A 13,449-nucleotide genomic window follows, 5' to 3' on the forward strand; every position below is an offset into this window, starting at 1 on the left:
AACGGTTGGCCATAGCAGCAAACGCATGATGTTTGCCGCCTTAGCCGAAGCCTTCGATGTACTGCAGCATCCAAAGCAGCGCTGAAGACAGCTGTCATTGGATTGCCACCTAACTGCCACCAGAGTGCCAAATGGACACACTAAGCTACCCTCAGGAGGTGGCTATGGACGCAGTGATAACCTTTATCGAGCGTGGCGGTGATCTGGTGTATCCCATAGGGCTGGTGATTTTTCTGATCTGGCTGAACGTACTGCTGCGCTTGTTCTATTTGTATTGGACCTTCCCGCGCTTGGCCAACACCGCCATTGCTGAATGGCAACGGCGCAGCGACAAAGCCTCATGGTCGGCGCAGCAAATCCACCGCGAACTCAGCGCACGTTTTCGTATGGGGTTACATCGTGACTTACCCACCATCAAAATGCTGATCGTTATTTGTCCGCTACTGGGGCTGCTGGGAACCGTGACGGGCATGATTGAAGTATTTGATGTCATGATGCGTTTGGGCGCGGGCAGCCCTAAAGCGATGGCGTCGGGCATATCCAAGGCGATTCTATCCACCGTGGCGGGCATGGTGGCGGCCATCACCGGGTTAATGGCGCAAAGTCTGCTGCTACGGATTGCCAGTGCCAAAGAACGCCAGCTGCAGCAAGCTTTGGCATGGTAAACTGTCTCGTGAGTTAGCGGGGCAACGATGATGCAGGACCATACCAGCGCACCTGTGTGCGATAATAACAGCGACGAGCGATTTATGCGTGCCGCACTGCAACAGGCGCGACAAGCGTTTGATGCGGGCGAGGTACCGGTGGGTGCTGTCGTGGTGCAAAATGACGTTATTATTGGCCGTGGTTTTAATCAGCCCATTACCACCATGGACCCGAGCGCCCATGCCGAAATGCAAGCCTTGCGCGATGCCGCGCGCAATATTGGCAATTATCGCCTGCGTGGCGCCACTCTGTATGTCACCGTTGAACCGTGCACCATGTGCACCGGGCTTTTGATCCATAGCCGTATTCATAGGCTGGTATACGGTACTCATGAGCCCAAAGCTGGTGCGGTGGCCAGCGCGCTGCAACTGCTGCAGCAGCCTTGTTATAACCATCAAATCGAAGTAAAAGGCGGCGTATTAGCGGATGACTGCTCGACGGTGATGAGTGAGTTTTTTCAGCTACGACGTGAAGCGAAAAAGCGGTTAAAACAACGTTAGCGGTATTTGCGAGCTGCTTGTTGTTGGAATTAACGAGGGTGCAACTGTGCGGTTAGTCGCGGCGGGCGGAGTTTTGCTATCTCTTGTAGCCTGCTGAGGCGCGGGTAGTTTGGGGGCAAGATCGAAAGTTTAGCCCGACAGCGCAGGTTGTTAGGGGCAGTGTATGGTTTTTCTAATGCGTGTTCTTTTTCGTTAAGCCCTATGCCCTCCTTGAGGGATCTAATCCCTCACGCCGCGCGGGCGAACTCCCTGTTTTGCGCTGCGCAGGCCGTTCTCCTTCGTTGCCAATTCTGTGGTCGCCGCAACGCCAACAGCCTGCATCCCGGCAGGATGTTGGCTGGTGCTGCCATCCAGGCAGCCCCTGCGGGCACAGTCATTGCCAACTCAGGCGGCCTGCTAAGGCGCGGAAAACCTAGGCGCGAGATCGTGCTCAGAACATAAGCTGGATGTCTCGTTTGTGTTTGTTTGATCGGGTTCCTGTTTGAGGGACTTTTAAAGGTTTACCTGCATTTTCGCGACAAACCCTATGCCCTAAAAATCTTCAGAAATGCAGGCCTTGGGGAAGATAAGGCCCAAATAAGAGCCTAGAGCATGGAGATTGACGATTTTTCGACTTTCTAGTTGGATACGGCGAGTTCAGGTAAAAATCAGAGCTTTCCTAACGCCGCCAGCACAGGCCGGAGCACGCAGTGCGGAGGTCCAGCCCACGAAGTGGGCGATTGTGCCTGGCTTTGTGAGGCTTTTTAATTACGTTCATGTTTTCAATTGGCCCGTAACCTGTTCGACCTTTACTGAAGCGATTGTTCGTAGCTGCATCTCATCTTCATTTGCAAGAGCTACATACTCCTTTAGTTGTTCAAAGTCTCCGTCGCGGACGATAAATAGAATGGCACCCAGCACCTGGTCAGTCGGGTTTACCACTTTCTCAAGAATCGACTCAACTTTAGCAAGCCCATCTGAGCCAAACTTATTTTCGATAGTGAATGCTCTATTCTCTGATCCTATCGCAAAATCTCATTTATCAATCATAATTTTTGTGGCTTGATAGCCTAACGCCGCCATTTGCGGCAGACTTGCAACATGGCCTTGTTATGCATTACTACCACCTCTGTTTAAAAGCCATTCGTGAAAGCTTTGAAGCCATCGTTTTGAGCCATAAGCACTGTCATGATGGTTAGAAGCTGTTTCATAACCTTCAGTCCGATATAATAATCAAAACTATCAGCATCAACTCCTCCACCATGAAACGTTCAACCTCAGAACTGACCGACCAACAGTGGGCACACATTGAGCCTTGTTTACCCAGCCTGCCTCGTGGCAAAGGGGGTCCCAAACCTATCAGCAATCGAGCCTGTTTCGAGGGCATTTTATGGGTATTACGTTCTGGTGCGCGATGGCGCGACCTACCTGAGCATTACCCATCGCCGAGTACCTGCTGGCGCCGCCTTCAGTACTGGGAAGAGCAAGGTGCATGGCTCAAAGCCTGGCGTAAGTTTCTTCGCATTCTAGATCAACAGTCGCGGTTAAATTGGGAAGAATCGTTTTCTGATGGTAGTTTTGCACCCGCAAAAAAAGGGGCCTCGGTGTTGGAAAAACCAAGCGTGGTAAGGGGGCGAAGTGGATGATAGTCGTCGATGGCGAAGGCATTCCAATCGGGCTGACACTTGGCTCAGCGTCACCGGCGGAGGTCAAGCTGATTGAGGCTTTGTTAAATGTTTCCTATGGCAAGAGCAAGGTGAAGCGTTTGATTTACGATAAAGCGGCAGACTCTGATCCTCTGCGAATGGCGTTAAAGAAACGGGGCGTTGATCTCATTTGTCCACATCGTCGAAACAGGAAAAAAGCGCCGTTGCAAGATGGTAGAAAGCTGAGAAGGTACGACCGTCGCTGGAAAGTAGAGCGCACTTTTGCTTGGCTTGGAAATTATCGGCGATTGGTGGTTCGATGGGAAAGAAAGCTCTCAATGTATCGAGCCTTCTTTCACGCAGCTTGCATGATGATCGTGCTAAAGAAGTTGTGAAACAGCTTCTAATCATTCGTGATCCGCTTGCGCATAACGCTTCAATCAGCCGGCGCAAATGCGGTCGGCTGCATTGACTTGTTATGAGTTATTTAGCTGGAAGGCCCACACGTTCCCTTCCTTCGGGTGTTTTAATCGAAAAGTCAGTTCCTGCAAACTCTTCTCCCTCTGGACCACACAAAAATGCGACTGCTTTGGCAGCCCATTCTGGCGGGATGTGTGTAGACCATTCCAAATCGCTTACCGCATTAATCTTGGCATCACGAATTTTAGACATCATATCAGTGGCTACCGTACCAGGCGAGAGACCAACAACTCGTATATTCGTGCCTTGAAGCTCGCGATGCGCAACTTCGGTTAACTTCTTTGCCGCAGCTTTGGTTGAACAATAATGACTCCATCCAGGTAATGCACTATTGGCAGCACCTGAACTCATATTAACGATTACCCCTTCATCAGCTTCAATCATGTAAGGCAACACCGCCCGCATACAGTTGTAAACACCTTTATAGTTGATATCTGCTGCCAAAGACCATTCAACCGGATCACTATCAACCAAGTGACTCAGAGGATCGATAATGCCCGCGTTGTTGACTAGAAAATCGATTTTACCTGTCTGATCAATACAGTACTTAACAACAGCCTCTACAGAAGAGTAATCCCTGACATCACATACGTGAGCTTTAGCCGCTCCTCCTTTAGTATTTATCATCAAAACGGCTTCTTCTAGTTTATCTATACTGCGTGCGGCAAGGATCACGTTTGCACCGAGCTCAGCCAGCTTTTCCGCTGTTGCTAAGCCAATACCTTTACTCGCCCCCATAATTAAGGCAGTCTTATTAGTAAAATCTATCGTTTGCTCCATGTTAATTCACCTCTAATGTATTTTTTACTTGAGCTTGCAGCGCAAACTTCTGTGTAGCCAAGCTTTCCTCATCTAGCACAGAGGTTCCCTCTATACGAAATACGGTTATGTCTTCTATCCCAATAAAATTAAGCAACGCAACAAGGTAAGGTTCAAAGAAATTCATTGAGCTTAGATCGCCATTTCCCGTGTAACCTTGTGCGCCATATGACAAAGCCAGAATCGCTTTTTTTCCTCTCACTAAACCAGAGAAGCCCGATTCATCGAAACTAAAGGTCTCGCCGACCCTAACAATTTGGTCAATCCATGCTTTTAGTGATGATGGAACCCCGAAGTTATAAATAGGCGCGCTGATAACAAGTGTTTCTGCTTCCTTAATTTCTTTAATTAATTGATCCGACAACGTCGTCGCTTCCTCTAGTAGAGGCGTGAAGTTTTCCTTCGGGGTAAAGAAGCCAGTAATTGTGTCTTGTGAAATAGAAGGGATTTCTTGGATCGATAAGTCACGTTGACAGATCTCGATATCAGGGGTGTTAACAACAAGCTGCTTTTGCACGGCATCAGCAATAAATTTGGAATGAGAACCAGCTCCTCGTGGGCTTGAGTCAATTCGAAGTAATGATGGCATTTCTTACTCTCCTAACTATGGTTAATAAGTCAGATAATGGTAATCGATGCAAAATATGCGATAAACTACACAAGCAGCAAATTAATAATGCATGAGGCGCACGAATGAATCTAGACAATATCCAGCTCTTCATACTGGTATACAAAGCGAAGAGCTTCGCCAGCGTTGCTAAAGAGTTAAACGTCGCTCCCTCTTCAGTATCACGCGCAATCGCTGGTTTGGAAGAGCAATTACAAGCTCGCTTATTTCAACGAACAACCCGCACGTTAACGCCGACTCAATTAGGAGAGAATTACTTTCATAGGGTAGAAGCACTTATTGATGAATTGGAGTTAGCTAGGGACGAGGTCTTCAACCAGAACTCAGAGCCTTTTGGCAAAGTAAAAGTGACAGCATCAACTTCATTTGGCCAAAAAGTGCTCTCTCCTATTCTCAATGGATTCTTCGACCGCTATCCAAAAGTCCGACTTGATCTAGTGCTAAGTGATACTCAAGTCAATGTGATAGATGATAGATTTGACTTGGCGATTCGCCATGGCGCTCTTCGCGATAGTAGTATGGTCGCTAAAAAACTAATAGACGTTAACTATGTCCTTGTTGCATCCCCAAACTACTTAGCAAGATCAGCTAAAATAGAAAAACCACGCGATATTCTTGCACATCGACTCATTAGTTTTGCGTATAGTTCATTTAATACCGAATGGAATTTCAAAAAAGACGAGCTGCTAGAAACGATTCCGATAGAGCCAATACTCACAATGACAACTGCATCAGCCATCCAGAAATCAGTAGAAAGCGATACGGGTATCGCGCTACTACCAGATTGGGCCGTTAAAGATGAGTTGAGGACTAAAAAGCTGATTAGTATTTTGCCAAGCTGGAAAGTGGCTGGTAAAGACTTTGATGCATCGATTTGGTTAGTTTATCCATCTAGACGCTTCTTACCTGTTAAGACAAGAGCATTCATAGATTACTTATTGAACAACGTAAAAGTGGTATAGCCTCATAACAGATTAATAGTGTGCGTGTCTGTTTTTCCAGCTAGAACCATTCGAGGCACCCCTGCCAAGCAATCGACTTTCGCCTGCATATTCTCTTGTCTTGTACACTTCCTCCTAGAAAAACATGCTTGCCTACAGCCCATTCCTCAAAGTTCTGGCGTTTAAAAGTCGACTCACTGACTTACCGGTCGTTTAAGCTACCACTCCGCGGAAAGACAGACAAGCTAGCTGGTAAAACGCGTCATTATTTGTCGCATACAAACATAAACGAGACGCCCGGCCTCTGCTCTAAGCTCGCTCTCGCGCCCAGGTTTCCCGCGCCTTAGCAGGCCGCCTGAGTGGGCAATGGCTGTGCCCGCAGGGGCTGCCCGGATGGCAGCACCAGCCAACATCCTGCCGGGATGCAGGCTGTTGGCGTTGCGGCGACCGCAGCATTGCCAACGAAGGAAATACGGCCTGCGCAGCGCAAAGCAGGGAGTTCGCCCGCCCGGCGTGAGGGATAAGATCCCTCAAGGAGGACATCGGGCTTGGCGGAAAAAGTATAACCACGAGAGCAGAGCTTAAGCTGTGACTCACGCAGCCACCAGCTAAAATGCTAGCGGCACATTCATGGTCGGCGCGCTCCTACACTCTGGTTTCCCACACCTTGGCAGGCTACCACCTTTACCATCACTCCGCGCCACCAGTAAAGTGAGCCCAACTCATTGGGGAAATAACAATAATGACATCTCCTAGCATCACCACGCTGGTAATAAAAACGCTATTGGCTGTTAGTTTGGTACTCACCGCTGGCTGTGCGCCGGTGAAAGAGCAATTGTTCGATTGGGGGCTGCAAGCGGAGCGCTCGCTGTCGGATTTAAGTCTGCATTATGTGGAGGCGGGGCCCCATCGCTGGGCGTATTTGGACTCTGGCCAAGAGGGTGATTCGCGCCCAGTGCTGCTACTGCTGCACGGCTTTGCCGTCGATAAAGACAACTGGTTACGTTTCGCTCGTCATTTGTCTGATTTTCGCATTATTGCACCGGATTTTCCCGGCCATGGCGATAGCAGTTATCAAGCTCAGCTGACTTACAATTTTACTCAGCAAAGCCAGTGGTTGGCGGCCTTTATCGATGCCATTGGGCTGCAACGTATGCATGTGGTGGGCAATTCTATGGGCGGTGGTATTGCTGTGCTACTGGCACACCAGCATCCGCAGCGAGTTCAAAGCCTGACGCTGATGAATGCTGCAGGCGTATTTCCGCCAAAACCGAGTGAGTTCCAACGGCGGCTTGAAGAAACCGGCGATAACCCGCTGGTGGTGCAGTCGCATGAGGATTTTTTAGCGTTGCAGGCATTTGCTCTGGAACAGCCACCATTTTTGCCATGGCCAGCGACGGATGTACTGGCGCAGCGAGCCATGGCGCGCAGTGGTATGAATGAGAAAATTTTTGTCGATATTATGGCTGAGGCAGAACAGAATCGCCGCAGTGGCGATAACTTAACGCGCCTGGCTGAATTAACCGTGCCGGTGATGATTGTGTGGGGCGAGCAGGACAGGGTGCTGGATGTCAGCAGTGTTGCGGTATTTCGCCAACATATTCGCCAGCAAGACAGCTATATTTTGCCCGGTGTTGGCCACGCTCCCATGCTCGAAGTACCGCAGACCAGTGCCAACTTGGTAGCAGAGTTTGTCACTCAGCTGGATTGAAGCTTACAGCAGCGGTGGCACTTCGGTAATTAACGACGTCAGCATTTGCTCATCGGTGGTCGCGGTTTGCGGCTGCTGCTCGTTCCACACCAATACGTCGTAATAGCGACGAATATTTTGCACGTATTCCACCGGCTCATGACCACGAGCATAGCCGTGGCGTGTGTGGCGGTAATAACGTTTTTGTGTCAGCAGTGGTAAGGCGTCTTTGACGTCCATCCAGCTGTTGGGGTTGCCACCCATTTCGCGTGCAATTTTTCGTGCATCATTTAGGTGGCCATAGCCTACGTTGTACGCCGCTAGTGCCATCCAGGTACGATCCGGCTCATTAACGCCTTTTAATCGTTTGCGCAGCTGCGCCAAATAGCGGCTGCCACCGTCGATGCTTTGCACTGGATCGAGGCGATTTTTAACGCCCAGCTCTTTTGCCGTGGGCCGCGTGAGCATCATTAAGCCACGCACGCCGGTGTAGCTGCGGGCATTGGCGCGCCAGTGGCTTTCTTGGTAACCCACCGCTGCCAACAGGCGCCAATCAAACTCATGCTTCTCTGCCGCTTGCTGGAAGTGCGGTTTGAATTTCGCCAGCTTTTTATCGGCCTGATTCAGAAAATGAATGGCGCCGACATAGTCGAGCGATTCCAGGTGGCCGTAATAGCGTTCTGCCAAGCGTGCCAGTCGGATTTGGGTGCTGTGCTGGGTGAAGAAGCGATTCGCTGCTTTGTGCAGGCTGTCATCACGGCTATGCGGAAAGGCCCAGGCGATGGGCTGTGGCGAGATCAGCTCAAAGCCGACCGCCAAATTCGGGAAATATGCCTGCAGTAAATCAAACTCGTTGGAATCGACCACGGTGTAATCGACTTGGCCAGATTCCACCAGATGCAGCAAGTCCGTGACGCCCAGCTCGTCGGTTTCGTGCCAGCTCAAAGAGGGTGTTTGCTCACGCTGTAATTGGCGCAGGCGCTGCGCATGGCTGGAGTCGGCGCTGACCACCAGCTTGCCATCGGCCAGCTGCTCCAATGACGTTGGTTTGCCACGGCCACGACGATAGATCACCTGCTCGGTGACGTACATATAAGGCTCGGCGAATCTCACCCAGCGTTGACGCTCGGCAGTGATGGTCAGGCCGGCGGTGGCGATGGCGGCTTGGCCAGTTTCCAGCGTGGTAAATACTTGCTGCAGGTTGTCGGCCACCACCACGCGCAGGCGCACGCCTAAATGGTCGGCAAAGCTTTTGGCCAGCTCATACTCATAGCCCACATCACCGCTGCGATCCTGGTAATACGTGGTCGGGCTGTTGCGCGTCACCACCACCAACTCACCGCGCGCCTGGATGGTATCCAGTTGCGACGGGCGAATGCTCCCCGTCAGTGCCAGTAAGCACAGGGTAGCGATCAGTACTTTAGCGATTAGACCAAATAAGCCGAGGCGCATCATAAACCTGTATTTATGCACCAAAATGGTGCGTAACGTCAGTTGGGCGACCATTCTAGCGTGTGATTTGCGTACAAAACAACCACAGAGGCTGTAAATATGACCAGCGGTAGCTGTCAGTTTCTCAACTGTGTGCGCTAAGTCATTGAAATACAGTGGATTTTGTATTGACAAATTAAATGTTGCTGAAAAAACAACAATAGATTCACTTGAGCGAAGATAGGTGTGATTTTACGGTCGAATGCCCAATAAGAGTGTCCATTAATCTGACCATGTGGTTGGCTTTTATCGGCACTGAGGCCAGTGCTGGTGCCTGCTGGCGCCGTTCGCGCAACTGGAGAAAACAGGGTCAATCCAGTATGATTCGCGTCTTTCCGAACCACCGCTCCCAACCCTCTGGAGTTCACACCATGCTGACACTGCGTGGCGCGCCGGCGCTTTCCGATTTTCGTCAAAACAAGATTCTGAGCAAACTGCAGCAGGCCGACGCCGCTGTTACCTCGGTTTACGCTGAGTTTGTTCATTTTGCCGATCTCTCTGCTGCGCTGGCAGATAATGAGCTGCAGGTATTGGAGCGTATCTTGCGCTATGGCCCCAAAGCCGAGGTACAACAAGGCCAGGGTGAAGCCTTTTTAGTCGTGCCGCGTTTTGGCACCATTTCTCCTTGGTCATCCAAAGCCACCGACATTGCTCATAACTGTGGTTTGGAAAAAGTCCTGCGTTTAGAGCGCGGCATTCTTTATTACGTAGAGGGTGTGACGCCTGGCAACCGCGACGCCATTGCTAGCGCCCTGCATGATCGCATGGTGGAAGTGGTGTTGGCCGAAGCCAGCCAAGCCGAGGCGCTGTTTTCCCATGCCGAGCCTGCGCCGCTGGAAAGCATCGACATTTTGGCCGGTGGTCGTGACGCCTTAGTGGCCGCCGATCAGCATTTGGGCCTGGCACTGGCCGATGATGAAATCGACTATTTAGTCGAGAGCTTTATCAAACTTGATCGCAACCCAACCGATGTTGAGCTGATGATGTTTGCCCAGGCAAACTCAGAGCACTGCCGCCATAAAATCTTTAACGCCAGCTGGACCATTGACGGCGAACAGCAAGATAAATCGCTGTTCCAGATGATTAAAAACACCTACGAGTGTTACAGCGACAATATTTTATCGGCTTATAAAGATAACGCCTCTGTGATCAGCGGCCACAAAGCCGGGCGCTTTTTCCCCAATCCAGATAATAAAGGCTATGCGTATCACCAAGAAGATATGCATATTCTAATGAAGGTCGAAACCCACAACCACCCGACCGCCATTGCCCCACACTCGGGTGCTGCCACCGGTAGCGGCGGTGAAATTCGTGACGAAGGTGCCACCGGCCGTGGTTCTAAACCGAAAGCAGGTTTGACTGGCTTTACCGTCTCCGACCTTAAAATTCCAGGTTTTGAACAGCCGTGGGAAAGCCAGTACGGCAAACCAGAGCGCATTGTCTCGGCCCTCGATATTATGCTGGAAGGCCCGATTGGTGGTGCTGCCTTTAATAACGAATTTGGCCGCCCGAATTTGAACGGCTATTTCCGTACCTTTGAACTGCAACATGACGGCGAAGTCCGTGGTTACCACAAGCCGATTATGATTGCCGGCGGCTACGGCAATATTCGCGGTGAGCATGTGCAAAAAGGCGACATTCCCGTTGGTGCACGCCTGATTGCGTTAGGTGGCCCTGCCATGCAAATCGGCCTCGGTGGTGGTGCTGCCTCGAGCATGTCGTCGGGTCAGTCCAATGCCGATTTGGACTTTGCTTCGGTACAGCGCGAAAACCCAGAAATGGAGCGCCGCTGCCAGGAAGTGATCGACCGTTGCTGGCAGTTGGGCGATGACAACCCCATTGCCTTTATTCACGACGTTGGCGCTGGTGGTTTATCTAACGCCTTTCCTGAGCTGGTCTCCGACGGCGGTCGCGGAGGTCAGTTTGAACTTCGCAACGTGCCTAACGACGAGCCTGGCATGAGCCCGCTGGCGATCTGGTGTAACGAATCTCAGGAACGCTATGTGATGGCCGTGGCCGAAGCCGATATGGAGCGCTTCGATGCTATCTGCGCGCGCGAGCGTTGCCCCTATGCGGTGGTGGGTATTGCCACTGAAGAAGAGCATTTAACCGTTAGCGACAGCCACTTCGATAACAAGCCCGTTGATATGCCGTTGCAGGTATTGCTGGGTAAACCGCCACGTATGCACCGTGATGCCACTTCACGCGAGGTCAAAGCGGAAGCCTTTAATAGCAGCAGTATTGATTTGGCCGAAGCGGCTAAGCGCGTACTGACGTTGCCGACGGTAGCGTCGAAAAGCTTCTTGATTACCATTGGCGACCGTTCTATTACCGGTACCGTGGCGCGTGATCAATTTGTTGGCCCTTGGCAGGTGCCGGTGGCCGATGTGGCGGTGACGACCTCTTCTTATGACACCTACGCCGGTGAAGCCATGGCGATGGGTGAGCGTACCCCGGTGGCATTGCTCGATTCACCGGCATCGGGCCGTTTGGCGGTGGCCGAAGCCATTACCAACTTGGCGGCAGCACCGATTGCCAAATTAGCGGACATTAAAATGTCGGCTAACTGGATGTGTGCCGCTGGCCACGACGGTGAAGACCAAAAACTGTACGACACGGTCAAGGCTGTGGGCATGGAGCTGTGCCCTGAGTTGCAGGTGACCATTCCCGTGGGTAAAGACTCGATGTCGATGAAAACCCGCTGGCAGGAAGTGAATGAAAGTGGCGAGCAGGAAAAAGCCGTCACCGCGCCAATGTCGCTGATTATTACCGGTTTTGCGCCTGTCACCGATGCACGCAAGGTGCTGACGCCGCAATTGCGCGCTGACCAGGGCGAAACCGACTTGTTGTTAATAGATTTGGGCCGTGGCCAAAATCGTTTGGGTGCTTCTTGTTTGGCCCAGGTCTACGGCGAGGTGGGCAGTGTGCCGGCCGACTTAGACGACGCCGAAGATTTAAAAGCCTTTTTTGCCGTTATGCAGGGGCTCAACCTGGATGGCAAACTGTTGGCCTATCACGATCGCTCCGACGGTGGTTTGTTCGCCACCCTAACGGAAATGGCCTTTGCCGGTCACTTAGGGTTGGACATTAAAATGGACCTGCTGGCCGACAGTGAAGACGAGCTGGCAGCGGCATTATTTGCCGAAGAGCTGGGCGGTGTCATTCAAGTACGCCGAGACGACTTAGAAGAAGTATTAGCGCAATTTGAAGCGGCCGGTCTGGGTGATTGCACTCAGGTGATTGGTAGCATTAACGATGATGACCAGATTACCTTTAGCTTCCAGGACGAAGAATTCCTCAGTGAAACACGGGTTAGCTGGCAGCGTTTATGGTCACAAACCAGTTATGAAATGCAGTCCCTGCGTGACAATGCCGACTGTGCCAAGCAAGAATTCGATGCGTTGTTAGATGCCGATGATCCAGGCTTAACGGCGGAATTGTCTTTCGATATTAACGAAGACCCGGTTAAAGAATTATTAGCATCAAATTCTTCTTCCGAGGCGCCCAAAGTAGCGATTCTGCGAGAGCAGGGTGTGAACGGCCAGATCGAAATGGCCGCAGCTTTTGATCGCTCTGGCTTTAGCGCCATCGACGTTCATATGAGCGATATTCTCTCCGGTAGCGTTACGCTAGATCAGTTCCGAGGCTTGGTGGCCTGTGGCGGCTTCTCTTACGGTGACGTATTAGGCGCGGGTGAAGGCTGGGCCAAATCGATTCTGTTCAACGAACAGGCGCGTGAGCAATTTAAAGCCTTCTTTGAGCGTGGCGATACCTTTGCATTAGGTGTGTGCAACGGCTGTCAGATGCTGTCGAACTTGCATGAGCTGATTCCGGGTGCTGAGTACTGGCCGCATTTTGTTCGCAATATGAGCGAGCAATTTGAAGCCCGTGTGGCCATGGTGGAAGTGCAAGAATCCGACTCTGTCTTCCTGGCAGGCATGGCTGGTTCACATATACCGATTGCCATCGCTCATGGTGAGGGGCGTGCTGAATTTGCTAACGAATCAGATATTGATGAGTTGGCCGGTCAAATTGCTCTGCGTTATGTCAATAATTATGGCGAAGTGACTGAGCAATACCCAGCCAACCCAAATGGCTCACCTCAGGGTATTACTGGCCTGACTGCTAACGACGGACGCGTTACCATTATGATGCCGCACCCAGAGCGAGTATTCCGTACTGTTCAAAATAGCTGGGCACCGGATCATTGGGATGAAGACGGCGCTTGGATGCGTATGTTCCGTAACGCCCGAGTATGGTGTGAGGAAAACTAAACATAAAGGTCCTCTGATCTAGCCTTAAGCCCGCTGCTCTAGTGATAGACAGCGGGTTTTTGTATGTGGCTATGCTAGCGTTATTACGAGGTAGAGGAAGTTCTTACTAAAAGCATAGCAATCAACAAAGCAGTATTAGCCAAACCTTCAGGGCGGATGTCGAAGCAGAGCGTACAACTGTAGAAGCTGCTTGTCTAAACCATGCTGGATAGGATGGCTCTGTGAATAAAATGCGAATGACTGAGCAGAAGTGAGGTCAATAAGAGTGCTGCTGTCAAGGTGTGTAATGCGATAAT

9 protein-coding genes and 1 pseudogene are annotated in these 13,449 nt (G+C 51.0%); 7 read left to right on the forward strand and 3 right to left on the reverse strand.

The window, feature by feature from the left end; translation table 11 throughout:
* The first annotated feature begins 164 nt into the window (after window positions 1-164).
* The 4 genes and pseudogenes from CHH28_RS09960 to CHH28_RS09975 form a co-directional block, all read left to right on the forward strand.
* Window positions 165-665 carry a MotA/TolQ/ExbB proton channel family protein gene (locus CHH28_RS09960; protein ID WP_094060167.1) on the forward strand — a complete coding sequence of 167 codons (501 nt, stop codon included), beginning with the start codon at window positions 165-167 and terminating at the stop codon, window positions 663-665.
* A 27-nt stretch (window positions 666-692) separates the two neighbouring features.
* Window positions 693-1,205, forward strand: a complete 513-nt coding sequence (tadA, locus tag CHH28_RS09965; protein ID WP_233243817.1) for a tRNA adenosine(34) deaminase TadA — start codon at window positions 693-695, stop codon at window positions 1,203-1,205.
* A 1,241-nt stretch (window positions 1,206-2,446) separates the two neighbouring features.
* Entirely contained in the window at window positions 2,447-2,830 is a 384-nt protein-coding gene (locus CHH28_RS20625) for a transposase (protein WP_094060168.1), read from the forward strand.
* Window positions 2,797-3,225 (forward strand): annotated as a pseudogene (locus CHH28_RS09975) (IS5 family transposase); the annotation flags it as partial. The gene CHH28_RS20625 and the pseudogene CHH28_RS09975, both read left to right, overlap by 34 nt.
* Window positions 3,226-3,313: 88 nt before the next feature.
* On the opposite strand, the gene CHH28_RS09980 reads toward CHH28_RS09975, so the two are convergent.
* Together CHH28_RS09980 and CHH28_RS09985 are read right to left on the reverse strand one after the other, a co-directional pair.
* Complete coding sequence (locus tag CHH28_RS09980; protein ID WP_094060170.1) at window positions 3,314-4,090, reverse strand: SDR family oxidoreductase; 777 nt, start codon at window positions 4,088-4,090, stop codon at window positions 3,314-3,316.
* Between the two features lies 1 nt (window position 4,091).
* Window positions 4,092-4,718 (reverse strand): FMN-dependent NADH-azoreductase, encoded by a 627-nt coding sequence (locus tag CHH28_RS09985; protein ID WP_094060171.1) that lies wholly within the window; start codon window positions 4,716-4,718, stop codon window positions 4,092-4,094.
* Between the two features lie 104 nt (window positions 4,719-4,822).
* Between CHH28_RS09985 and CHH28_RS09990 the strand changes: the two genes are divergently transcribed.
* Together CHH28_RS09990 and CHH28_RS09995 are read left to right on the forward strand one after the other, a co-directional pair.
* Window positions 4,823-5,719 (forward strand): LysR family transcriptional regulator, encoded by an 897-nt coding sequence (locus tag CHH28_RS09990; RefSeq protein ID WP_094060172.1) that lies wholly within the window; start codon window positions 4,823-4,825, stop codon window positions 5,717-5,719.
* Between the two features lie 721 nt (window positions 5,720-6,440).
* On the forward strand, window positions 6,441-7,409 hold the full coding sequence (locus tag CHH28_RS09995) for an alpha/beta fold hydrolase (RefSeq protein ID WP_094060173.1): 969 nt from the start codon (window positions 6,441-6,443) through the stop codon (window positions 7,407-7,409).
* 3 nt (window positions 7,410-7,412) lie between these two features.
* Here CHH28_RS09995 and mltF read toward each other — a convergent pair whose 3' ends face one another.
* On the reverse strand, window positions 7,413-8,843 hold the full coding sequence (gene mltF, locus CHH28_RS10000; protein WP_233243819.1) for a membrane-bound lytic murein transglycosylase MltF: 1,431 nt from the start codon (window positions 8,841-8,843) through the stop codon (window positions 7,413-7,415).
* 407 nt (window positions 8,844-9,250) lie between these two features.
* On the opposite strand from mltF, the gene purL reads away from it, so the two are divergent.
* Entirely contained in the window at window positions 9,251-13,153 is a 3,903-nt protein-coding gene (gene purL, locus CHH28_RS10005; RefSeq protein ID WP_094060174.1) for a phosphoribosylformylglycinamidine synthase, read from the forward strand.
* Window positions 13,154-13,449: the final 296 nt, after the last annotated feature.

This window comes from Bacterioplanes sanyensis (genome assembly GCF_002237535.1).
Classification (GTDB): Bacteria; Pseudomonadota; Gammaproteobacteria; order Pseudomonadales; family Oceanobacteraceae; genus Bacterioplanes; species Bacterioplanes sanyensis_A.

Coding starts and splice junctions, on each gene's coding strand:
- CHH28_RS20625 (WP_094060168.1), top strand. CDS start 2,447: ATGAAACGTTCAACCTCAGAACTGACCGACCAACAGTGGGCACACATT.
- CHH28_RS09985 (WP_094060171.1), bottom strand. CDS start 4,718: ATGCCATCATTACTTCGAATTGACTCAAGCCCACGAGGAGCTGGTTCT.
- CHH28_RS09960 (WP_094060167.1), top strand. CDS start 165: ATGGACGCAGTGATAACCTTTATCGAGCGTGGCGGTGATCTGGTGTAT.
- CHH28_RS09990 (WP_094060172.1), top strand. CDS start 4,823: ATGAATCTAGACAATATCCAGCTCTTCATACTGGTATACAAAGCGAAG.
- CHH28_RS09980 (WP_094060170.1), bottom strand. CDS start 4,090: ATGGAGCAAACGATAGATTTTACTAATAAGACTGCCTTAATTATGGGG.
- tadA (WP_233243817.1), top strand. CDS start 693: ATGATGCAGGACCATACCAGCGCACCTGTGTGCGATAATAACAGCGAC.
- CHH28_RS09995 (WP_094060173.1), top strand. CDS start 6,441: ATGACATCTCCTAGCATCACCACGCTGGTAATAAAAACGCTATTGGCT.
- mltF (WP_233243819.1), bottom strand. CDS start 8,843: ATGATGCGCCTCGGCTTATTTGGTCTAATCGCTAAAGTACTGATCGCT.
- purL (WP_094060174.1), top strand. CDS start 9,251: ATGCTGACACTGCGTGGCGCGCCGGCGCTTTCCGATTTTCGTCAAAAC.